Source organism: Streptomyces sp. NPDC029216 (assembly GCF_040648015.1).
Taxonomy (GTDB): Bacteria; Actinomycetota; Actinomycetes; order Streptomycetales; family Streptomycetaceae; genus Streptomyces.
Genome location: NZ_JBEZWL010000129.1, coordinates 1 through 21,221 on the forward strand (window position 1 = coordinate 1; position 21,221 = coordinate 21,221).

23 protein-coding genes and 1 pseudogene are annotated in these 21,221 nt (G+C 68.7%); 7 read left to right on the plus strand and 17 right to left on the minus strand.

The annotated features are described in order from the left end of the window. Positions 1–89 precede the first annotated feature (89 nt). The 3 genes from AB0F18_RS31240 to AB0F18_RS31250 all read right to left on the minus strand — a co-directional run bounded on the left by AB0F18_RS31240 (position 90) and on the right by AB0F18_RS31250 (position 3,406). The gene (locus tag AB0F18_RS31240; RefSeq protein WP_362066715.1) at positions 90–1,514 is read right to left on the minus strand and encodes a hypothetical protein; all 1,425 of its coding nucleotides are present in this window, start codon (positions 1,512–1,514) and stop codon (positions 90–92) included. Further along, complete coding sequence (locus tag AB0F18_RS31245; RefSeq protein ID WP_362057544.1) at positions 1,511–2,119, minus strand: hypothetical protein; 609 nt, start codon at positions 2,117–2,119, stop codon at positions 1,511–1,513. Before AB0F18_RS31245 ends, AB0F18_RS31240 begins: the two co-directional genes overlap by 4 nt. 222 nt (positions 2,120–2,341) lie before the next feature. Beyond that, positions 2,342–3,406, minus strand: a complete 1,065-nt coding sequence (locus tag AB0F18_RS31250) for a serine hydrolase domain-containing protein (protein WP_362057547.1) — start codon at positions 3,404–3,406, stop codon at positions 2,342–2,344. 192 nt (positions 3,407–3,598) lie between these two features. Between AB0F18_RS31250 and AB0F18_RS31255 the strand changes: the two genes are divergently transcribed. After that, a complete protein-coding gene (locus tag AB0F18_RS31255) occupies positions 3,599–4,630 on the plus strand; it encodes a phosphotransferase (RefSeq protein WP_362066717.1) in 1,032 nt (343 codons plus the stop codon). Here AB0F18_RS31255 and AB0F18_RS31260 read toward each other — a convergent pair. The 7 genes from AB0F18_RS31260 to AB0F18_RS31290 form a co-directional block, all read right to left on the minus strand. Then, positions 4,627–5,712, minus strand: a complete 1,086-nt coding sequence (locus AB0F18_RS31260) for a glycosyltransferase (RefSeq protein ID WP_362066719.1) — start codon at positions 5,710–5,712, stop codon at positions 4,627–4,629. The genes AB0F18_RS31255 and AB0F18_RS31260 overlap by 4 nt on opposite strands. After that, positions 5,709–6,326 (minus strand): hypothetical protein, encoded by a 618-nt coding sequence (locus AB0F18_RS31265; RefSeq protein ID WP_362066721.1) that lies wholly within the window; start codon positions 6,324–6,326, stop codon positions 5,709–5,711. Before AB0F18_RS31265 ends, AB0F18_RS31260 begins: the two co-directional genes overlap by 4 nt. Next, positions 6,320–7,216 carry a PIG-L family deacetylase gene (locus tag AB0F18_RS31270; protein ID WP_362066723.1) on the minus strand — a complete coding sequence of 299 codons (897 nt, stop codon included), beginning with the start codon at positions 7,214–7,216 and terminating at the stop codon, positions 6,320–6,322. The genes AB0F18_RS31265 and AB0F18_RS31270 overlap by 7 nt, the downstream gene beginning before the upstream one ends. Beyond that, positions 7,213–7,944 carry a glycosyltransferase gene (locus AB0F18_RS31275; RefSeq protein WP_362066725.1) on the minus strand — a complete coding sequence of 244 codons (732 nt, stop codon included), beginning with the start codon at positions 7,942–7,944 and terminating at the stop codon, positions 7,213–7,215. Before AB0F18_RS31275 ends, AB0F18_RS31270 begins: the two co-directional genes overlap by 4 nt. After that, positions 7,941–8,852 carry a phosphotransferase gene (locus AB0F18_RS31280; RefSeq protein WP_362066727.1) on the minus strand — a complete coding sequence of 304 codons (912 nt, stop codon included), beginning with the start codon at positions 8,850–8,852 and terminating at the stop codon, positions 7,941–7,943. The genes AB0F18_RS31275 and AB0F18_RS31280 overlap by 4 nt, the downstream gene beginning before the upstream one ends. Continuing rightward, complete coding sequence (locus AB0F18_RS31285; protein ID WP_362066729.1) at positions 8,849–9,709, minus strand: glycosyltransferase; 861 nt, start codon at positions 9,707–9,709, stop codon at positions 8,849–8,851. Before AB0F18_RS31285 ends, AB0F18_RS31280 begins: the two co-directional genes overlap by 4 nt. A 192-nt stretch (positions 9,710–9,901) precedes the next feature. Further along, entirely contained in the window at positions 9,902–10,294 is a 393-nt protein-coding gene (locus AB0F18_RS31290) for a hypothetical protein (protein ID WP_362066731.1), read from the minus strand. A 166-nt stretch (positions 10,295–10,460) separates the two neighbouring features. On the opposite strand from AB0F18_RS31290, the gene AB0F18_RS31295 reads away from it, so the two are divergent. Both AB0F18_RS31295 and AB0F18_RS31300 read left to right on the plus strand, forming a co-directional pair. Then, a complete protein-coding gene (locus AB0F18_RS31295; RefSeq protein WP_362066733.1) occupies positions 10,461–11,735 on the plus strand; it encodes a Tat pathway signal protein in 1,275 nt (424 codons plus the stop codon). Positions 11,736–11,758: 23 nt separating this feature from the next. Then, positions 11,759–12,307 (plus strand): GNAT family N-acetyltransferase, encoded by a 549-nt coding sequence (locus AB0F18_RS31300; RefSeq protein WP_362066735.1) that lies wholly within the window; start codon positions 11,759–11,761, stop codon positions 12,305–12,307. Positions 12,308–12,874: 567 nt separating this feature from the next. Here AB0F18_RS31300 and AB0F18_RS31305 read toward each other — a convergent pair. From AB0F18_RS31305 to AB0F18_RS31315, 3 genes and pseudogenes are all read right to left on the minus strand, one after another. Next, a complete protein-coding gene (locus tag AB0F18_RS31305) occupies positions 12,875–13,738 on the minus strand; it encodes a DUF2637 domain-containing protein (protein ID WP_362066737.1) in 864 nt (287 codons plus the stop codon). Positions 13,739–13,767: 29 nt separating this feature from the next. Beyond that, positions 13,768–14,304 (minus strand): ATP-binding protein, encoded by a 537-nt coding sequence (locus AB0F18_RS31310; protein WP_362066751.1) that lies wholly within the window; start codon positions 14,302–14,304, stop codon positions 13,768–13,770. An 11-nt stretch (positions 14,305–14,315) separates the two neighbouring features. Beyond that, positions 14,316–15,210 (minus strand): annotated as a pseudogene (locus tag AB0F18_RS31315) (hypothetical protein). A 240-nt stretch (positions 15,211–15,450) separates the two neighbouring features. Here AB0F18_RS31315 and AB0F18_RS31320 point away from each other — a divergent pair. From AB0F18_RS31320 to AB0F18_RS31330, 3 genes are all read left to right on the plus strand, one after another. Further along, positions 15,451–15,735, plus strand: a complete 285-nt coding sequence (locus AB0F18_RS31320) for a helix-turn-helix transcriptional regulator (RefSeq protein ID WP_362066739.1) — start codon at positions 15,451–15,453, stop codon at positions 15,733–15,735. A gap of 119 nt (positions 15,736–15,854) precedes the next feature. Further along, positions 15,855–16,172, plus strand: a complete 318-nt coding sequence (locus AB0F18_RS31325; RefSeq protein ID WP_362066741.1) for a helix-turn-helix domain-containing protein — start codon at positions 15,855–15,857, stop codon at positions 16,170–16,172. Between the two features lie 45 nt (positions 16,173–16,217). Further along, on the plus strand, positions 16,218–17,465 hold the full coding sequence (locus AB0F18_RS31330; RefSeq protein WP_362066743.1) for a site-specific integrase: 1,248 nt from the start codon (positions 16,218–16,220) through the stop codon (positions 17,463–17,465). Between the two features lie 60 nt (positions 17,466–17,525). Here AB0F18_RS31330 and AB0F18_RS31335 read toward each other — a convergent pair whose 3' ends face one another. Next, positions 17,526–18,158, minus strand: coding sequence for a restriction endonuclease (locus tag AB0F18_RS31335; RefSeq protein ID WP_362066753.1), 633 nt, complete (start codon positions 18,156–18,158; stop codon positions 17,526–17,528). A 50-nt stretch (positions 18,159–18,208) separates the two neighbouring features. Further along, positions 18,209–18,421, minus strand: coding sequence for a hypothetical protein (locus AB0F18_RS31340; protein WP_352213880.1), 213 nt, complete (start codon positions 18,419–18,421; stop codon positions 18,209–18,211). Positions 18,422–18,980: 559 nt separating this feature from the next. Between AB0F18_RS31340 and AB0F18_RS31345 the strand changes: the two genes are divergently transcribed. Further along, positions 18,981–19,769, plus strand: coding sequence for a hypothetical protein (locus AB0F18_RS31345; RefSeq protein ID WP_362066745.1), 789 nt, complete (start codon positions 18,981–18,983; stop codon positions 19,767–19,769). Positions 19,770–19,942: 173 nt separating this feature from the next. Here the strand turns inward: AB0F18_RS31345 and AB0F18_RS31350 are convergent, their stop codons facing one another. Both AB0F18_RS31350 and AB0F18_RS31355 read right to left on the minus strand, forming a co-directional pair. Then, positions 19,943–20,569, minus strand: coding sequence for a hypothetical protein (locus AB0F18_RS31350; RefSeq protein ID WP_362066747.1), 627 nt, complete (start codon positions 20,567–20,569; stop codon positions 19,943–19,945). Next, the gene (locus tag AB0F18_RS31355; protein WP_362066749.1) at positions 20,562–20,939 is read right to left on the minus strand and encodes a hypothetical protein; all 378 of its coding nucleotides are present in this window, start codon (positions 20,937–20,939) and stop codon (positions 20,562–20,564) included. The genes AB0F18_RS31350 and AB0F18_RS31355 overlap by 8 nt, the downstream gene beginning before the upstream one ends. Positions 20,940–21,221: the final 282 nt, after the last annotated feature.

A 21,221-nucleotide genomic window follows, 5' to 3' on the forward strand; every position in this document is an offset into this window, starting at 1 on the left:
TACGAACGCAAAGCCGACCACTTCCTCGCCTTCACCAGCATCGCCTGCACCCTCATCTGCTACCGAAGACTGGCCAAATGAGATGACGTCTAAGAGTCAAACAGGGACGGTTGGTTCCAAGGTGCGGCAATTGGCTGTCCCTGTGCTCCAAGGAGAGCAGATAGATTTTCAGCCTCTGGGTCGGTAAGTTCGCAGAGGAGCCTGGCCGCTGTGCCGATGAGTTCATCGAGTGCGACCTGGCTCCGGGCCCCTCGTGCGCTGGCCAGAAGCTGGGTGAAGCTGCAACGCAGGACGGCTCCTGAAGGGGTGCGTGCGTCAGCCTCGAAAACAGCTTCCGACTGTCCGAGCGCTTCGCTGATGCCGACGAGCTGCTCGTCATGGACGACGTCGTCGCCAGGGCCGTCATATCCGATGCGTCTATCAGTGACCAGCATCCTGATCGACGTCAGCGGGATGGAGAAGCGATCTGCACGGGTGCGTAAATCTTCCAGGCTTGGCTCGTCGAAGGTATCTGAGGTGTCGAGGTCTTTTCGCGTTTGTGCGACATAGGTGCGGAACTGTGGCGTCTGTAGCAATAGATGGCCTCGCTCGACCGCCCAGCGCCACGGTCCGATAGGCGCACTTGGTGTGGTGCCGCGCGCGATCACGCAAACGTGGCTTTGCCAACGCGCGACGGCAGATCGCATGAGGTGTTGAAGGTTATCCGGGTCGCGGATAGGCGTGCGCAAGAGGAGGGGGAGGCTGACCATAGGGAGTAGCCTCTGCCAGAAGGCTGGGTCCGGAATCTCCTCGCTACCTAGGAGGTAGGCCAGAGTCGATTCGTCCAATCGGCCGGATCGCCGCAATGGGCCGGGGAAACTGGAAAGAGTCGAACCTCCGCCCTGCCACAGTGCGGCCATGAAGGCCGTCATTCGATCTGCTACTTGAGGGACCATCTGAGCCGAGACAGCCTCAACGGCAATGCGTGTGCCATTGGGGTCTCCGTCACGGGCAGCACCAACGCCGGTTGCAACTGCGTTGGTGAACTGTGTGGTTGCCAGTGCATTCATTGCGCCCCGGCCCCCCTCGATGATTGAACTGGAGATCAGCCGTGGAACGCTGGGTGTGTCGTGGGCTGGTGTCAGCTCGCCGAAGGCCGGCGTGTCTAGCAGTAGGGCTTGATGCTCAGAGGCGGTCGGCTGAAGGGCGTCGGTCGCCTGCGTGGCCTCTAGCTCACCCAGCGAGAGGATCAGCGGCCGGTCCTTCGTCTGGAGTCGTGTGATGTCCTCCCGCAGCTCCGCCGGGTTGGCCGTAGTGCGGAGATACACGTACCGATCTGTGGTGCGGGCTGCTTGAGGCCACCGGATCACCATGTCAGGGGCGTAGGTGTGGTTAAAGAAGCCAGTCGTGATGACCTCCGCCCGCGGATCCATTCTCCGCAGCTGATGACCCACGATTTCTTTGACCCTGGCGAACGGTTGGCTCTGCTCCGTCTCGTCGAGCGCAGCCATGATCGCCTGTGATGTCTCGTTCACCACTGCTCTCCCTTTCGGATCAGTTCGGCAGCCACGATGGCTTCCCAGTCCTTGAGGGGGACCAGCGTCTCCTGCTTCTCGGACAGCACGATTAGCCACAGTCGTTTCGCAACAGTCTCGACTACCTGCTGGTTGATCGCAGCCTTTGCTTCCGCGCGATCGCTCGTCCCAAAGACACGCGCATGGTGGATGAGTACCGCATCCTCGACATGCCTTGGAGAGTGCAGCTGAGTCCAGGTGTTAGCGCGGAAGGGTGACCATGTGATCCACATCAGGTGATCGCTGAGGAGATGACCCGTCTGGCAAGCCACGTAGCACTTGGCGACGAACTCATCGAACTGCGTTCCCTGGTCGCTGGGTTGTTGGTAGTTCTTCACCTCAGCGCAGAACATGTCCCCGTGGTACGGGGCCCCTCGCATCGCGCCACCCAGATCGAAGGAGAAGGTCTGTCCACCGTGGGGCCATGCCAGGGTCAGCCGCCGGGCACACGACGGCGAGTCGGTGTTCGCGTACGCGCCCGAGATCCGCATCGTGCCCTCGAGCCACATCTTCGCCCGGCGAGCCCCAGAGAATCCCTTGAGGTGGGCGTCTTCCCCCACAGCCACAGCGATCAGGGTAGGGCACAACGACAACGCCCGCCATGAGAAGGAGCATTGGGCGAGATCGGATTCTCGTCCGGTGGTGCCAACGGACTGGATGGGTCGGCGAGTGCAGGCAGTGCTAGCTTGGGCGATCCTGATCACGATGGTGGCTCGCAGCAACGTCTGGGCGCGCACTACTTCCGCATCCTCGACCCTTCAAGTCGGGCTCCCGAGGCCTCGGCGGTGCTACGAACGTGTGGTGATCTGCCGAGCTGGCGCAAGGAACGCGGCTTCGCGAAAAGCGTTGCGGATTTCCGTCAAGGGTTCCCGAGCGCGGTTGAAGCGGAGCTTGTTGGTGAGGAGGACGGCCCAGCGGCCTTGGGCCGGGCTGATCCACATGCCCGTGCCGGTGAAGCCGTAGTGGACCCAGATGTCCTCGGCCGGTTCGGTGCCGGGGGCTGGGTGCCAGAAGAGGCCGCGGGCGGGGGTGAGGGCACCGGTCTGGAGGCGGAGGGAGTCCTTGATCCAGGTCTGGCCGAAGGCTGCCTGGGTGGGGGCGAGCATGTGGCGGAGGAAGAGGGCGAGGTCGTCCAGAACGGAGAAGGTGCCGGCGATGCCGCAGACGCCGCTGAGGAGGCGGGCGGAGAAGTCGTGGGCGGTGCCCTTGAGGCGGGTGCCGGTGGCCTCGTCGTACTCGGTGGGGGCGCAGTGGGCCGCATCGGTGGTGGGAAGAGGGCCGAAGCGGGTGCGGGTCATGCTGAGGGGGTGCCAGACGCGGTCGGTGGCGAGCTGGTCCAGGGGCTGGCTCGAGAGGTATTCGGCGAGGTAGCCGAGGATCAGGGCGGCCCGGTCGGTGTACTCGACGGCCTCGCCCGGTGGGCGGTGGAGGGCTTCGTGGAGGACGCCGTCGCGGATGTCGTGGGGGTCGGTGCCGTAGAGGTTCCTCAGGTTGGCGCGCAGGGGCAGGCCTGCGGTGTGGGTCAGGAGGTGGTGGGCGGTGGCCTGGGCCAGGGGGTGGCCGGCGACCTCGTCCCAGAAGGTGCCCAGAGGGGCGTGGAGGTCGAGTTTGCCCTCTTCGGCGAGGGTGCCGATCGTGGACCAGACGGCGAGGATCTTGGTAAGGCTGGCCACGTCGAAGACGGTGTCCAGCCGCATTGGTTCGCCGGGCCGGTCGGGATCGAGGAGGCCGACGGCTCCGCTCGCGCGGATGCCGTCGGCGTCACCGACCGCCCACACCGCGCCGGGGTAGACCTCCTCGCGAACGCCGGTCTGCAGGAGGTCTTCGATTCGGGCGGTGGAGGGCGTCGTCATGGTCTCCCGATCGTCGTACGGCCGCGGGTGGTCCGTCGGTCAGGGTAGTGAGGCCGCCAGGACTGTTCCGGCTCCGCCACGGGCGGAGTCAGGCGAGCTGGTGGCGGGAGCGATCTCGGCTCGCCTCTCCCTCCGACTCTCGGTGGGGATCTGGGTGACGAATTCGGGTGCGCGAATCGGGGTCGGCGTACCGTGCTGGGGGTGACGGATACGACTCGAGAAGATGCTCTGACGGCAGTGCTGCCTAGCCTGTCCGACGCGTTCGGGCTGGGCGCGGTGAGTGATCGGCGGTTCCTTGCCCACGGCCTGATGAACCGGAACTGGCGGCTTGTGACCGCTGCTGGAGTGTTCGCGCTCAAGGAGATCACCGACGTTCCTCTGCCGAAGGTCCGCAGGAACCTTGCGGTCCTCCTGGACCTGGCTCGCGAGGGCATCCCCGTGCCGGCGCCGCTGAGCGCGGCCAACGGTGACCTCGTGGCGGAAGTCGGTGGTCACGGCTACTGCGTCCTCCCGTGGGTGGACGGCGAGCACCTCCAAGGGACGGATCTCCCGCTCGACCAGGTGCGCGATCTCGGTGCTCTGCTGGGCCGCCTCCACGAGGGCTTGCGGCGGCATGGTCCCGGCCCGGTCCCGGAGCAGGCGCCGGTGGCGAAGGTCCGCGATGTGGCCGAGGCAGACCGTGCGGCTGCTGGTCTCCTGAGCCGCTTGCCGTCCGCTCCGGTGACGGACTTCGACAAGGCCGCCGCCGAGGCCCTGCACGACCGCCGCGGCCTTCTCGCGAGGTACGCCGATGCCCGGCCGGACGGCGAGGTGCCGGCCGGGCCGTACGGGTGGACGCACGGCGATTTCCAGTACCGCAATCTGCTGCGCCGGGACGGCCGGGTGGTGGGGGTCCTGGACTGGGATCGGCTCGGGGTCCGGCCGTACGGAGAGGAGGTCGCGCGGACCGCGCAGGTGCAGTTCGGGGTCGGTGGTGTCTTTGACCTCGACCGTGTCGCTGCGTTCTGCTCCGGATACCGGTCCGTGATCGATCTGTCCGAGAGCGACCTCGCCGACGCGGTGAAGCGGCTGTGGTGGAAGCGGCTGACCGACTTCTGGCAGCTGGAGTTCTACCTCGACCGCCAGGACACCATCTTCGGCGAGATGTTCCTGACGGACGAGGCACTGCTGAACTGGTGGACCGACCGCGCCGACGAGGTGCAGGCCGCCTACGCGGCCCGTTAGCCGGCGGCTGCTGCTGCCGGGATGAGCCCGGCGGCAGCGAGCTCAGGCAGGCACGGCCGGACCAGCGGCGCTGCCCCGGCGCGGGCCTTCGCGCCGAGGCCAGTCTGGTCGGCCGACTCGATCGCCTGCACCCAGCCGTCCACGTCGTCGGGGTGGAGGATCACTCCGCCGTCCCCGACCGCCTCGGGAATGCCGCCGCGGGACGAGCCGATCGTGGGGACGCCGTGGAGCCCGGCTTCCACGATCACCCGGGGGAAGGCGTCCTCGACCTGGGAGGGCACGAGCAGCAGGTCGTTCGCGGCGTAGATCGGGCCCATGGCGTAGGTGCGGGGCACCCAGTGCACGTTCGGGTACGCGGTGAACTCGCCAACTGTGTCCCACCAGCCCTCGACGAGGGTGAACCGGAGGGTGGGCAACCGGCGAATCAGCAGGTGCAGCAGGGCTGCGCCCTTGGCGGGGATGGGATTGACCATCAGCACGCCGCCGGGGGCGCAGCCGGCTGTGCCGCGCCCCGCGGCGAGGAGGGGCCCGGCACCTTCGGCCGGCGCGAATGGCGGGTAGAAGACGACCGCCTTCGTGTCGGCGTGGGCCTGGGCCCGTCCCGCGACGAACTCTGACGTGGCGAGGGCGACGTGCGGTCGGCCGTGGAGGACGCCCATGCTGTTGGCCGAGACCGAGTGCAGCCATCCGGCGACCCGTGAGGACCGGCGGGCAAGGGCGGCCAGGTCGGCAGCCCGCTCCTGCGATGTCACCACCAGCTCCGGCCGGGCCTCGGCCAGGAGGCCCTTTAACGTTGCTTCCACTCTGTCTTGCGGCACGGCCCGGCACGAGACGCCGTTCCACCGGTAGCGGACCTCCCCGCCGGCCTCCTCCCATACGGTTCCGTGGGCCCGGAGGTGGGCGCGCAGATGGCCGATCTGGGCGGACCCGTTCCAGGGGGCCTCGTGGCTACCGAGGTAGATGACCCGCCAGCCGGCCCGGACGAACTCTTCCGCCAGGAGCTGCTGGGAGACCTCGGCGCCCCCGATCAGCAGCGGTGGCGGCGTTCGTCGCCATACGAACACCACCGTCGGGCCGGTCACCGGACACCCGCCCAGTACGTCAAGAGGGCCTGCACGACGGCGGCCGTCTCTGGGCGGTTGCCGTCCCCGGAGGCGACGGCCAACTCCGCAGTCGCCGGGCGGCGGACCGGGCGGCAGAAGTAATCGCGGAAGTGCGTGAGGAAGGCGGGGTCGTGGAGGAAGTAGTCCGGCTCGACCTCGTGGTGTCCGGCCGCCTTGCGCCGCAGGTGTAAGAGCTCGGGCGTCACGTCCAGGTACAGGGTGTGGTCCGGCCTCAGGTGCGGCATCTCCTCGGCCCGACAGGTCAGTTCGGGCAGGACTCCGAAGCCGTAGATCTCGTCCATGGCGTGAGCGTGGGCGAGGAGGGTGTCGACGGTCCGGTCCAGGACGACCAGCCCACCGTGGCGGCGAGCTGCGTCCACGCGGTTGCCCTCGATCTCCATGAACGTCATGAACGCCTTCACCTGCTCGTCTGCCGACCGGGTGGTGGGGGTGGGGATGTCCTCGCGGCGCGCGAACGACTTCACGTAGCAGGAGAAGAAGAGCGCGTCCCGCATCGCCGGCACCCGGCGCAGCCGCCCCAGGGCGGAGGTCTTGCCCCCGTACGAGGGGCCTTCCAGGCCGAGGATCACCACGACCCCCCGAGCCGGTAGAAGCGTTCCGCGAACTGGCCCCGCGGACGGCTGTCCGGGTCGGGCAGCAGGTTGGCGGCGACGGTGTGGGCGTGCCGGATCGGACGGTACATCTTGCGCGCGGGGTGCATCTGCGAGCCGTGCATGTGCAGCAGGGTCACCTTGTCCAGGACGGTGGCCGTGATGTCCTCCAGCTCCGGTTCGAAGACGTCGCGTACCCGCTGTCGGAACAGGTGCCGGTCGCATCCGGACAGCCCGTAGGTGGACCAGAAGGCGGCGTCCTCCCAGAACCACCGGCAGCCCAGGCGCCGCGCCGCCTCGTGAACGGCGAGGTGGTCCGGGTGGCGCGTAACGGCGGCCGGTGCGAGCAACTCCGCGTCGTCCATCCCGTCCAGCACCTCGGCGAGTTCGGAGGTGATCCGGTCCACCTGGGCGGGCTCGGGTGCCCGATAAGGCTTCTCGGCGTCCTTGTGCTCCAGGCCGACCCGGGCCGCCCCGAGGGGCAACAGGGACTGGGCGGCTTCGCGGTCGCGGAGTCCGGAGACCGTCTCCACGCTGTTGTAGGTGTTTTCGAGGGAGGGGTGGACGCTGCGGGAGCGGGTGAAGACGGTCACCACGGTCAGCGGCCGGGGACGGGCGAGGAAAGTTCCGGAGGCGGACAGGACGAAGTCGTCGTGGTGGGGTTCGATGACGACCACCGGCCGCCCGGACGGCTTGCGCGGCTCGATCCAGTACGGCGCGAGGGTCAGCGGCGCCGTCAGCGTCATGATCTCCTTCGCCCCGGCCAGGGAGTCCATCCAGGCCCGGTGCGCGGTCAGGAGGTCGGTGGGGAAGGTGTAGATGCCGTCGGCGTCCGGCAGGGGAAGGCGGGTCACCTGGGGTTCTCCGATCATCGGACGGTGGTGGCGTACCAGTTGCGCCAGAAGCGGGGCGAGGTCAGGCCGAGGCGGACGATCACGGGGTTCTGCCACCAGAGCATCCGGGCCGTGGACCAGGCGTCGTAGCGGCGGGTGGAGGGCCGCACACGGAGGTCTTCGAGGACCGCGACCGGCCCGCCCGTGCGGTGGCCGTAGGCGGTCAGGCGGGCGAAGAACTCCATGTCCTCGCTCATGAAGTAGTCGGGGCGGTAGCCGTGCACTGCTTTGAAGGCGTCCCGGGTGCAGAACTGGTTGACGCCCTGGGCGCCCCCGTGGCGGGAGCGGTGGTGGTCCCAGTAGGCGCAGAGCAGGCGGGCCCCGAACCGGACGGGGGTGTAGAGCGGTGGGATCGCCCCGCCGACGGCCCCGGCGTCCATCGCGGCGACGGCGGCCGTGATCCCCTCCAGCGGCAGGGCCACGTCGGCATCGACGAAGAACAGCATCCGGCCCTCGGCCTCGCGGGCTCCGGTGTTCCGGGCCAGGCCGATGCTGCGGACCAGCTCCGTCACCACCCTGGCCCCCAGTTCCTTCGCGACGGTCGTGGTGTCGTCGGTGGAGGCGTTGTCCACCACGATCACCTCCCCCACGAGGCCGGAGGTGGCTTCCCAGGCCCGGAGGGAAGCGAAGACGGTGGGCAGGTAGCGGGGCAGGTACTCGGCCTCGTTGTAGGCGGGGATGATCACCGACAGATCGGGGTCGGTCACAGCGCGGTCCTTCCTGAGTGTGGGGACAGGGCAAGGTGCAGGCGGGCCGCCCAGGCGTCGCGGTCGCGGCCTTCCCGGTGGGCGGCGTAGGTCCAGCCGCGTACGGCCTGGAAGGCCACGTAGGCGTCCAGGAGTCGGGTGGCGACGGGCCGTCCGTAGGCAGCGGCCACGAACAACCGGTCTGAGGGCTCCAGGGCGTCGCAGGTCACGAGGGTCTGGGCGAGGTCGTACTCGGGGACCTCCACGGTCGCGGCCTCGAAGTCCACGAGGTAGTCGGGGAGGCGGGCCCGGCCGTGTTCGCCGACGGTGAGGCGTCGGTCGCCTCCGCAGATCACGTTCTCCAGGTGGAGGTCTCCGTGGCACCACACGAGTCGTTCCAGGCATGCCCCGGCCGCGATGACCTCCAGGGCGGGAGCGAGCCGGACGAAGACCTGCTTGGGGCAGTGGGCGGCCAGAGCGCTGACCTGCTGGCCGATGCCTGGCGCCAGGGGGACCCCGGCCGGGGCCTTGACGCTATGGAAGGCAGCCATCAGCAGGGCTAGCCTCAGCAGTGCCGCCGGACGCGGCATCTGCCCGGCTCGGACGGCATCCCCCAAGGTGCTCGTTCCGGCATCGGTGGTGACCAGGGCAGAGACGGTCAGGCCGGGAACCGGCCCGTACCCGATCACGGTCGGCACCCGCACCCGCCCAGCGGCGGAGACGGCGGCCAGGAGGCGGGCCTCGTCGACGGCGCCGTGGGTGCCGTCGACCGTGAACAGCTTGACCACCACAGGGCGGCCGTCGGCGAGCCGGACCCGGTAGACGGCCGTCTTGGGTCCGCTGCGGATGCGGACCGTCTCAGCCGGAGCCGACCCGGCCAGCTCCGCGCAGGCCCGCTCTACTGCTAGGAACGTGCCGCCGCCGGTCACCGTACGCCCGCCCCGGCCAGGTGCCGCAGCGTGCGGTACATTTGCTGCCGGTAGGCACGCACGTCCTCCGTGCCGGGGCACGAGCGCATCCACGGCTTCTGGCCCCCGACGAAGTGCACCACGTGCCCGTCCCGGCGGGTGACCGGGCGTCGGAGGACCCGGCGGACCCAGTCCCCCCGCTCGAGGAACCGGTCCACCTCGAACCGGTTGAACACCGGCCTGACCGGGTGCGCGGCCCCGGAGGACAGCAGCCACAGGTTCAGGGCGCACTGGTCGTTGTGCTTGATGTACTGCCGCCCGCCGACCAGGGCCCGCTGGACCCCGGCCCGCATGGGGGCGAGCATCGGCGCGGGGACCCACAGCATCCCGGCGTTGAAGTAGGTGCGCCCGACCAGGTGGGGCCAGCGCTCGGCGACCCCGGGCAGTGCCGGGCACTGGCCGACGGCCGGGTTGAACTCGTCCTGCACTGCGCCGACCCGATTCGCCAGCAGCCCGTTCAAGGGCGTGGAGAGGTCGCCGCGCACGTGCACGTCGGCGTCCACGTAGATCAGGAACGGCCGGTCGAGGAAGCCGGGGGTGAACCCGAACCTCAGGTAGGTGGCGACCGAGATGTAGGTGGTGTCCGCCATAACGCTCTCGGGCGGCGGGGCCTGCCAGCGCAGGTCGAAGGAGCCGAACCCGCAGCGGCGGGCGAAGGACTGCATCACGGCGGCCTGCCCCGGGGACAGGCCGTTGGTCAGTACCCGTACCGCGCTCTCGCGGCGGTCGGCCACCGGCAAGTGGTCGGCGACCGATCCGAGCGTGACCAGGGCGGGTAGCAGGTAGCGGGCATCGACGCACATGCCGATCGCGTACACGCGGGTGCCTCCAGGGCGAGGTTCGACGGGACTGGCCGGCAGGGCCGGGGCATGGTGGCCGACTCCTCGCCCGTATTTGGGGGAGCCGACCGCCTCACCGGTGTCGGCGAGGTGCTGCAGTCATCTGCTGTGGCCGGGCAGGTGGAGGGCTTCCGGCGCCGACGCCCCAGGCAGACCGGCGCCGGAAGCGGTTCAGACAAGCCGCAGGAGGTCCGTGTTCCGGGCGAGGTGGGCCACCGACTTGGCCAGCAGCCGCAGCGCTATCGCCGGATCGCTCCCGCAATCCCGGGCGACCTTGCGGGCGAACCGCACGGTGCCGGCCGCGATGTCCTTGTCCCGGCTCTCCGGCAGCAGGGCCGCGTACCGTTCGGCGGGCACCGCGAGGGTGTGGACGTGCTCGCGCAGCCGCTCCCGCAGCCGTACGGCCGCCTCCCCGGCCGGGTGGTGGTCGGCGAGGGTGAGGGCGGCCTCGACGTCCCCGGCGACGGCGGCAGCCGCGGAGGCGATCACGGTCTTCTGGTTGGCGGAGGTGACCGTGGGCACCTCCGCCGGGGCTGCCGCCATTTCGTGCGCGAGTACGGTCACGATCCCGCTCCCATCCGCCTGCTGCCGGTTCGGCTGTGCGGACAAGTAACCCGTGTGCGAGCCGTGTTGGACATGACGAATCCGCTCGCAGCTACTCGCGTGACCACTGACGAAAAGTCCCGACCTGCGCTACCTCGGATGGCGGCCCCACCTCTACCGTGACTGCATGGTGCGGAAGCGGAACGCGGAATTAGAGACCTGGATGAAGGAACACGGGCTCAGTGCGGGCGCTCTTGCCGAGCAGGTCAACGACGCCATGGCAGACCTCAACGGCCATCGCGGCGTCGTCACCGAACGGACGGTCTACCGGTGGCTGTCGGGAGAGAACCGCTCGCCACAGGACCGCCAGTGGCATGCCCTGGAGGTCGTCTCCGGGCTTCCTGCGACCGACCTGGGGTTCGTGCCCCGAGCCCGCCCCCGCCCCGCAACGCCCTCAGCACGACTGGAGGACCCTGTGCTTGGCCGTCGAAGCTTCATCTCCGTAGCCACCGGCGCCGCCGTCGCCGTGTCCACCGGCACCGCGACCGCAGCCACCCGACCCACCGTCGGGCACTCCGACGTCGACCGCCTGCGCGGTCTGTTGGCCGAACTGTGGCTCCTGGACGACCAGAACGGCGGCGGTCCCGTCCTGGAGAAGCGCGCCGCCGACCTCGCCGCCCGTACGCTCAGCCTCCAGCAGCACGGCTCCGCCAGCCAGAGGGTCCGCTCCCGCCTCTACGCCGTCGCCGCGTCCTTCACTGCCTTCGCCATGTTCTCCGCCATCGACGCCCGCCGGCTGGGGGAGGCCCAGCGCTACCTGGAACAGTCCGTCACCCTCGCAGGACTTTCCGGAGACGGTCAGGTCCAGCACCAGACCTGGCGGTACGCCGCCATGCTCGCCGGACAGCGCGGTCGGTACGCTGACGCCCTCGCCGCGGCCGAAGCCTGCACCGGCACCCGGGCGCACCGCACCGACCCCCTCTACGCCTCGCTGACCCACTCCCGCATCGCCCTGACCGCCGCCAGCCTCGGTGACAAGACCCGCGCCCTCCGAGCCCTGGACCGGGCCCACGGTGCCTACGACCGAGCCGATCCCGCCGAGGCCCGTCCGTCCTCCGTCGCCTTCTACACCCGGGGCGAGCTCCACGGCCTGACCGGCATCACCCATTACCGGCTCGGCGAGGCGGAGAAGGCCGAGTTTCATGCCCACCGGTGCATCGCCGACCTCCGCGACGACCAGCACCGCAACCGCGCCTACTACCTATCCCAAGCGGCCCTCGCGCAGGTCGCGCAGGGCGATGTCGAGCAGGCCGTGGCCACCGCCACCCGCGTCATCGCCCCGACCGACGCCGACGCCGGCCGCGTCCCCCACCTCCTGGGCAGCTTCACCTCCGCACTCAACCAGGCGGCCCCCAAGTCCGCCGTCACCCGCCAGTGGAACGACCGCACCCGCACTGCCTGAACCCGCACGCGACAAGGAGCACCATGCCCACCCCGGAGATCACCCTCCACCGCTACGGCACCGACCAGCTGCCCACCATCCGCCCCACCCTGGTCGGCGTGTACGCCGAGGTGTACGAGAAGGAGATCGGCGAGGACCCGTTCTTCTCCGTCGACCGCTTCGAGGGTCGTCTCACCGGCCACTCCTCCCGCCCGTCCTGGGAGGCCGTTGTCGCCTACGACGGTGGCGAGGCCGCCGGCTACGCCTACGCCGCGGCCCTGCCCCAGAACACCGGTTGGTGGGCCCACATGCTCCAGCCGCTTCCCGAGGCGGACACGACCGAGGACGGCACCCGAACCCTCGCCCTCTTCGAGATCATGGTCCGGGCTCCCTGGAGGGGCACGGGCCTAGCGCACCGGATCCACGAGGAACTGGTGGCCGGCCGGACCGAGGAACGCGTCACGCTGCTCGTCGAGCCAGGCCACCCGAAGGTGAAGGCCCTCTACGAGGGGTGGGGGTACCAGCACATCGGTGACCAGCAGCCGTTCCCCGACGCCCCGGTGTACACCACCATGCTCCGCGCGCTCAGGTGACGGCAGTACATCTGCAGGGCGACTGAGGCCGGGGACCGCCTTGTGGGCGGCTCGGGCGAAGAAGCTGGCGACGCCGACGGTCGACGGCCCTGGCGGCGGTCGCGACGAGCGCGTGTTCGTCGTCGTGCAGACAGACGCTCCACACTTTGGAGCGTTGGCCGTCCCTGCGGTGCGTCGTCGTGGACGCGCTTTGGCGGGGCAGCGGAGGTGACGCGGCTTCGCACGCAGGCTGCTGCTCATCCCTCGGCTGCGATCCGTCGTCGCGCTGCTTGGCGGACCGGTGCCCCCTGGCTCCGGTCCGCTCCCGCCACTCCAGGGGCGGGACCGGCCAAGACGCTCTCCCCCGACGGGGAAGAGCGTCTTGGCCGATAACTTGCTCCGTCTGGGGTTTGGGTAGGCGTCGCCTGCTTGGAGGTTGTGGGGATGCGTGGCATGGGTTCGTCCTGTAAGAGTGTGCCTCCTGTTGGTCGGGCTGGAACGGCTTCGGCGTTGAGGGGATGGGGCGCACGAACGCCAGCTCGCCCCGCGACGGATGCGCGGGGGAACAATGTGACTTTCGGACGAGGCCTACGCGGCGTCCGCTCGGCCGCTGTCGAGTGCATCCTGGACTTGCCGGGTGATCTTGTTCCGGCGGTCCCTGCCGATGGGGAGGCCGCGAGCGCGGACAGCCGTCTCGATGTGGCGGCTTGACGCGCGTCCATCGCGTCCGAGCGGGGCGGTGAGGGCGATGGTGAAGAGCTCGTCGTCGGTGGCGGCGGGCTTGCGGCCGGTGCGCTTCTTCGGCGGGACGTGGGCTTCCGCCACTTGGTCGGTCTCTTCCGCCACATCGACTGATGCGCCCTGTACGGCGTCAGCCGGAGTGGGGCGGTCGCCCTCCCGGCCCTCGGGCCGTTCCGGGTCCGGAAGCGGCGCTGTGGCGGAGTGCGCGCGGGGACGATCCAGGTCCGCGGGATGCACTGCGGTCTCTCCTGCCGGAAGGCAATGGTGGCGGGAGTCGTCGGAGGCGACGTGGCGGTGGATCTGCCGCATGAGGACGCCGAAGGCGAAGAGCGCGGCTGCTGGTGGGACAGCGGCGACGACGTAGTCGAGGGCCGGGGTCGGGGCGCCGTCGGTCCTGCTGACGCCGGCGACGTTCAGAGCGATCGAGCCCAGCGATCCGGCAGCGGTGAGGGCGATCGCCCACCCGTCGGTTTCCCGGCGGAGGCTGGCGCGGAGCATGAGCACTTCGCCGGCGACGATGAAGGCATCGAGCGTGGCGGGCCATGCCCACTGGCGGGTGGGGGAAGTCCCGAGGCCGTGCCGCCCTGCGACTTCGGCGAGGTGGGCGTAGGAGAGCCAGAAGCCCGCGGCGGTGAGGGCGACGATGACGCATCCGGCGACGGCTAGGGCATACCGCTCGGCTGTCTGCGTGCGGTGGGAGGTGGTGGTCAAGCGGGTGGTGCTCCAAAGGGTGGGCGCGTTCAAGCGGCAGGGGAGGTGCGGCGGCGGTCGGCGCCGTCGAGGACGACCCGGTGGGTCATCTCGGAGAGGCGGGAAGCGACGCGGTCGCCGAGGCCGGTGCGGAGCTGAGGGATGGGAAGGTTGGTCGTGAGCAGGGTGGGGCGCAGGTACTCGTACCGGTGGTTGATCAGCCGGTAGGTCAGCTCCTCCGTCCACTCGCTGCCCTTGGCGGCCCCGATGTCGTCCAGGAGCAGCAGCGGGCAGCGGGCCAGGGTGTGCAGCTCACGTTCCGCGTCGAGCCCTGGGCGCGGTCTCAGGCGGGCGAACAGGTCAGCGGCTGTGACCGCCTCCCAGCGAAGGCGGACGCCGGCAGCGAGCAGGGCACGGACGGCCCCGTAGGCCTGGTGGGTCTTGCCGGTGCGGGCGTCGGCCAGTTGCAGTGCGCTGACAGGCTCGGGCGTGGGCTCCGGTTCCTCCGAGCCTATGACGGGGTCCATGCCCCGGCGGGCCAGGATGCCCGCCACGGCCCGGACGGCCTGACCGGAGGGCTGGGGCAGGGTGGTGGCGGTCAGAGCGCACCCCCGTAGGCAGCGGCGACGTCGGTGGGGTTGGTCCAGGGACGGTGGGGGACGGCGGTCGTGGGCGCCCCCGCGTTCATGACCTCGTGCACGACACTGGCCAGGGTCTTCGGGTGAAGGCCCTTGGTCCGCTGGCGGTCCAGACCGGCTCGTACGTGGGAGGGGTCGATGCCCTCGGCGAGGAGCTTCGCGGCTTCCCGTGCGAGTTGCCCGAGCACGCTCGTCGGCGGACGGTGTTCGCAGGCCGCGGCGTACTCGGTGACGAGGTCCTTCGCCGACAGGGTCTGGGGCGCGGGGGCGCTCGCGCCCCCCAACGGGGTAGTTCCTAGTTCCCTGTTCCTAGGTCCTAGATCCGGACGCTGAGGGCTCACGCCAGGCTCCGTGAGCCCTTCCTCAACCGGCTGTGAGGGCTCACTGAACGGCCCTTGACCTGCAGATTCTCTGCTCACGGCAGGCTCCCTGTCTGCTGTCTGACCCGTCCTGGAGGCCTCCGTGACGGCTCCGTGCACCGGCAGTGAGTGCTCACGCGGGACGCCGAGGTCGTGGTGCGGGCAGGACGGGATCCTGCTGATGCTGGGGCGGTTGATCTTCTGGTGGAGGGCGAAGGCGACGACGTGCAGGTACTGCCTTCCGTCCTCGCCTTCGTAGCGGCAGATCAGGCCGGCCGCGTCGAGCTGCGTCAGATCCTCCTCAACCTCCACCGGGCCGTGTTCGCGGCGTAGCGACCACAGTTGTCCGGCGATGACGGCGGCCTGGTCGCGGATGCGGCCCTTGTCGTCGGCTTGGGTGAGCAGGCCGAAGAAGGTCCGCTCGGCGCCTCAGGGACACGGCCGCCAGGGACTCGGAGGCGAAGGCCTCGGGCTTGATGGTGCGGATTCGGGCGATGAGGATCGACCGCCTTTCAGAATTGGGGGAGTGGAGACGGCGGGGCAGTGGCGCGTGGACAACACAGCCACACCCCTGCCCCGGAGTCCAGAGCTGGTTCTAGGACTCCTGAAAGGTTTTCCGGCTGCAGGGTAGACCTGAAATCCCGGTCGCCGAAATCTCCCCCAAATTCTGCTGGCATCGCTCACGGCAGACAGGAAAGCCTTCCGAAAGCTCGGGCGCGCAAGCTACAACACAGCAATGCCGCCACGCCCCCTTGAAATCGGACCCGCCGGACGGGCCGCCGCCCACGCCATCGAACGCACCCGCGCCGCCCGGGGCTACTCCCAGCGCCAGCTCGCCGCCCGCGTCACCGCACTCGGTCGCCCCATGGCCTTCACCGGGCTCTCACGTATCGAACGCACGGTCCGGCGCTGCGACATCGACGACCTCGTCGCCATCGTTGCCGCCCTCGGAACCCCTCCGCAGATCTTGCTGACGACGGTGCCGATGCACCCGGCTCCCACCGGGGTGGGCGGAATATAGCCGACGATCCCCGGTTTCCGAAACCGGTGATTCTTCGGACCATTGGTGGTCCTGTACGTCTTTGCCGCCCATGGCGGCGGGGCGCTTTCATTCCCTACGTCTGCCTTAAGGATTCTCGCTTGTCTCCTGTCGACCCGGTCTCCTCCGTAAGTGCTGCCGAATTCCGTCACCGTCCGCCCATCAGTCGCGCGTTTCTCGGGGTGCAGGACGCGGCTGAATATCTCGGTATTTCGCCCAAGACGCTCTACGTATGGCGTCACCGGCGCCAGGGCCCGCCGAGTTTCCGCATGGGTGCCCGCGGGCGAGTGACGTACCGGATCGATGCGCTCGATGCCTGGATACGGGAGCAGGAGCAGGCGGATTCCCGATCCAACCCCGCTCTCAACCCCGTGAGTGCCGCACCGCAGCGGCGCGGCGCCTACTTGGCAACCGTCTGACGCCTCCCGGCCGCCCCTCCCGACCCCCTACCTGCAAGGAATCACTTGGCCGGCTACATCGAAGACCGCTGGATCAACAAGAAGAAGGACCCCGTCACCGGCAAGCGCGAGCGCACCGCCCGGTACGGAAAGGGGAGTCGCTACCGGGTCGCGGGGATCCCGGGTGTCCGGGGCATGTCGTTCGGCACCCTGGAGGACGCCAAGGCGTGGCTCCGCAGGGCCGGCGCCGACAGCGAGCGGGGCGAGTTCGTCGACCCGCGCGACGGCTCCATCACCCTCGCCGACTACGTCACGCGCCACTGGCAGGCGGGCGTGCGGGGCGCACCGGGCACGGTCAAGCGGGTTGACGAGCGCGTGCGCCTCCACGTCCTTCCGCACATCGGCGAGGTGGCGCTGCGGGACGTCTCCGCGTCCGTCCTGCGCGGCTACATCGCCACGCTCGAAGGCGAGTGCGCGCCGCGCTACGCCCGGCAGATCCTCACCACCCTCTCGAACGTCTTCGAGACGGCGATCGACGACAAGCGCCTGGTCCGCAATCCGATGCGCGCCAAGTCGGTGCGCTGGCCGAAGGCTCCCGAGGACCAGCGGGAGGCGTGGCTGCTGGAGACCGCGCAGCGGGTACGGGGCGTCATCAACCAGCGGTACCGGATTGCTGTCGTCGTCGCCCTCGGGTGTGGGCTGCGCCAGGGGGAGGTCTTCGGGCTGTCGCCGGCGGACGTCGACTTCGAGCGCGGCCTCATCCGCGTCCGCCGACAGGTCCAGCTCCTGTACGGGCGCCTGTACTTCACCCTTCCCAAGGGTGGGAAGACCCGTGTCGTCGACATGCCGCCTTCGGTGGCCGCCGAACTGCGCGCACACTTCCTGCAGCATCCGGCTGTCGAGGTCGAGCTGCCCTGGGGAGGCCCCGAAGTCGATCGGGAGAGGCGCAGCTTCCCGCTGGTCCTTGCCACGACCTACGGCAACGCGATCCGCGCCAACATCTTCAACGACGAGGTGTGGAAGCCCGCCCTCGCGAAGGCCGGAGTGATCCCCCTGCGGGAGAAGGGCCAGCGCTGGAAGGCATCCCGCAAAGACGGCTTCCACGTCCTCCGGCACACCTACGCCTCCGTGATCCTCGAGGCGGGCGAGTCCGTGGTCACCCTCGCCCGGTGGCTTGGCCACTCCAGCCCGACCATCACCCTCGACCACTACGCCCACTTCATGCCCGAGGCCGGCGGCAAGGGGCGTGCGGCAGTCGATGCGTTGCTCGGAGTGGCGCCTCAGTACGTCCCTGAAGACCTTGCCCTTGCCTGAGAACGGGTGGCGCAGCACATGCTGTGCCACCCGTTCTCGTTGTCGGGTCACCCGCGAGTCTCATGCGGCTCGACGCCACAGCAGGCGGGTCCGCCGCGAGGGCAGTCCGAGCAGTTCGTGCAGGGCCTTGCCCTTGTGGGCCCATTGGTCCAGCCGTTCGCGGTCCACCCAGTGCACGCCGTGACGGTTGCCCCAGGCCATGGCATCGCGGGTGAACGCGCCGTTGGTGACGACGACCGCGTGGTCCGCCTTGTGTGCGGGACCCGCCGTTCCGTTCACCTGGTACATCACCGACGAGCCGACCTTGCCTCCGACGCGGGTGTACTTCGCCTGCACCACGATCCGTCCGAGGGGGATCAAGTCGCCGATCACGTCTGCGGCCTGGTCCCCGCCGCCGCCCACTCTCCTGGCCGTCCAGCCGTCGCGGACGAGGAGGTCGCGCAGCGCGTACTCGAACTGCTGGTCGTCCATCGCGTCCAACTCGGACAAGGTGATGCGTAGACGGGCCAGCCTCTCGCTGTCCGCGCGATGCCGACGGGAGCCCCGTACCCGGAGGCAGGCCCAGCCGACAGCGAGGGCGAGACCGATCAGGATGAGCACCGGCCAGGCTGCGGCGGCCCTCGTCAGGAGGCGCGATGCGGCCTGTGCCAGGGCGACCGAGAGCGCGAGGGCAACGGCTGCCGCACCCAGGATGTCTGCGGTGCTGCGCGGTCGCCACCGGATCCTTCGCCGCCGCCTGGCCGTCACTGCCCGGCCGCTGGCGCGGAGACGGCGGGCTTCGGCGCAGGCTGCTGTTCGGTGCTGCTGTCGCCGAACCCGAAGACCTGGCCCCAGAGCCACACCACCGCGCACAGGCCGGCCACGGCCCAGACGCTCAGCCCCTTGGCGGACTTGGGCCCCGGCTTGCGTCGGAGGTGGCTTCGCACGCGCACGTATCCGTCCGGAACCTTCGGCATGGTGCATCCCTCCCCATCGGTCGCGCTGTGCGGACCTTCTAGATCGGTTGTAGCGGTGGCCACTGACAGATCCTGATGCACCGTCACGATCCTGCGGGTGACAAGGGCGCAAGTCGGCCACGCTTCCGGGAATGCCTCCCCGCTTGCGCAGCCCACTGGCCTGCGGTGAGGCTTTGCGGTTTGTGTCGCGCTGTGGAAATGCGCGGTGTACCGAATGGCCTGTTCCTGTGGAGCGCGGTCAGTGCCGACCGCGCCGGGCGCCGCCCTGCGGTGGGGGGCCTCCGTGCTTGGTCTCCAGCAGGATCGACCGCGTTGGAGATCTGTAGTGATCACGCCGCGCGGGTCGTTCATTCCAGCCAACTATGCTGAAAACGTGTTGTGTTGCTGCAGGATGCCCTGTCATTGAGATCTGCCGCAAGGCCTGCCCCAAACCGCTGGGATGTTGAGGCGCCTGGCGTCCGCAGGCCCGCAGCGGTCCCAGCATGTCCATGGGCCGGCCAGGCCTTTTCAGGGCGCCAACTCTATCTGGTGTTAGCCGTATCGATGAGTAGGGGGAGAGTTGACGGGAACCGATCCGAAGTCGCGGCGGCACGTCATCGAGCAGCACAACCACGGCGATGGAGCCTTCGTTGGTGGTGACAACCACGGTGAGATTCGCATCGAGGCCGTTGATGCGATGACTAAGGGGCTGCTCAGGGATATTTCCGAGAAATCACCCGAGTTGGCCCGCCTACTTGAAGAGGCGATGGATGACGGGCTGATCTCCGCCGATACTGCGGGTCTACTCGCTGTGGTGGCCCGCAGTATCAACGAGGATGTCGCAGAGATGCTCATGAGCGCGGCGCGCAGTATCAATGAAGATGTGGCTGGGCTGCTTATGCATGCAAGTCACAGCATCAACGAGGACGTGGCTGGGCTTCTTACGCGAGCAAGCCAAAGTATCAATGAGGACGTGGCAGGTCAGATATCCCACGCTGCGGAGACCTTCGACAAGGCATCCCGGCGCCTTGACCTCGACGAATTCAAGAAGACTGTCATCCGGGCCGAGAAGGCAGTTAGCTCGGCAAGCGGCACTGTCGATCTTGAAGGCCTGGTCGTGCGCCTTGAGGGAGGTCTAAGTTCTCTCGACCGACTGGTCAGAGAGATGGAGAGCCTCCAGAGCAGGGACAACCCTCTCGGGCGAATCGAGGCGATAGGCAAATCGTTGAACAGTGCGGTTGGCCGGATCGAGGCTACCGTGACGCCGCCTCCCCCAGAGGTCCTCCCAGATCACAGGGCGCGAACCGCCGCATTCCTTTGGGGGCTCGGAATCGGCGCGTTCTTCATCTTCTACCTGGTTAACCGGTGAACGGCCGGCCGGTGTGTTTACCCAAGGTCGTCGTGATTTTCGCGGCTTCCTCGCGAGCGACGCTCAGTGAAGATTTCTGATGAAACGGCCGACTGGCCTCTACGGATGCGAGTCGACACAAACGGTCGGCGTAGCAGAACGGGAAACGCGTAGTTCTGAATTCGGTGTGCCCGTTAGGCTTTCCTGGCCGCTGCGCGCGCTCGTGAGGCGTTCGTGGCGGCGTTGTCGCGTGCGAGGTACGCCCTCTCCTGGATGCTGCCGCCGAAATCTCCCCACCCGTAGAAGACGGCCACAAGGGCAGCTGTCGTTGCCACGCCGGAGGCAGTGGCCGCCAAAGCTCGAGCCATGCCTGCGGGCAGGTGTGCGAGTAGCCCGCCCTTGGTCTGGACGGTGATGTCGGCGCACCGTCCTGCCCACACTTCGAGGCCCTGCGCCGCCCTTGCGAGGAACGCTGCAACGCAGGCGAAGAAGGCGTACGTGAACACGATCCCCATGACGAGCCGTGTTGCTATGCCAGGGGCTGGGCCTGTTCCGGAGAAGGGTAAGCCTCGGATGCAATAGACGACTGCGGTTCCGGACATGGCCGCCAGGAATGCGGCCCCGAAGAGCGACTCGCTGATGTCGTCGTAGTCGTCTTCGGATACCTCGGGGCCGTTGGCCGGCGCGGGGCGACCCCGGCGTTGAGTGGGCGCGAATAGGTTGACGATGCTGCCGAGCACGTTGCCAGCTACGAATGTGCCCGAGCCATGGTTCGTCTGGTTCGTGACCTTCTTCTCAGTCTTAGGTGGCTCGTCAGTCACGCTCGAGACCGCCGTGGTTGATCGTCAGACCGCCGTGGTTGTCACCGCCGATGAACAAGCCGTTGCCGGTGTTGTGCTGGTTGTACACGGTGGGTCCCGTGACGGTCAGGGCTTTGAACTCGGGGATCGCCTCCGGGTGTGAGTCGAGGTGCGCTCGAATCAGCGGTGTCAGGCGGCCTACGAGTTCCTCCGACGTGGCTCCTCGATCGTTGAGAACCGTGATCAGGGCATCCCGCTCGGCAGAGGTGCCTCGATGTACGAGCTCGCGGACCTTTACTGCAACCCAAGCCATGCCACCTGTGACAGCACCGCTGACCAGCGCGACGGCCGAGCCAGTCGCGACCTCTCCAACAACATCCGGCAGGCTCACGGTTGTTGACCCCCATGACGAAACGAAGTGAAGCCCCAACGTACTGCCTCGGGCGTGCGTGGGGAGCAGCTTTCGCTCTCGTGTCCATCGCCTGCATGGGGGCCATCCTGAAGCCCCGCGAGCCGGCGTGCAGCGGCTCGTTGCCCAGGACCTCGACGTACTTGCCGAATGTGCAGCGAGTCTGATTAGACGTCATCTCATTTGGCGTGCTGTGTAGGCTGTCGATCGTGGCGGGAATTGTTGAGCGGCTGGTGCCGGATGAGTTGTGGGAGCTGTTCCAGC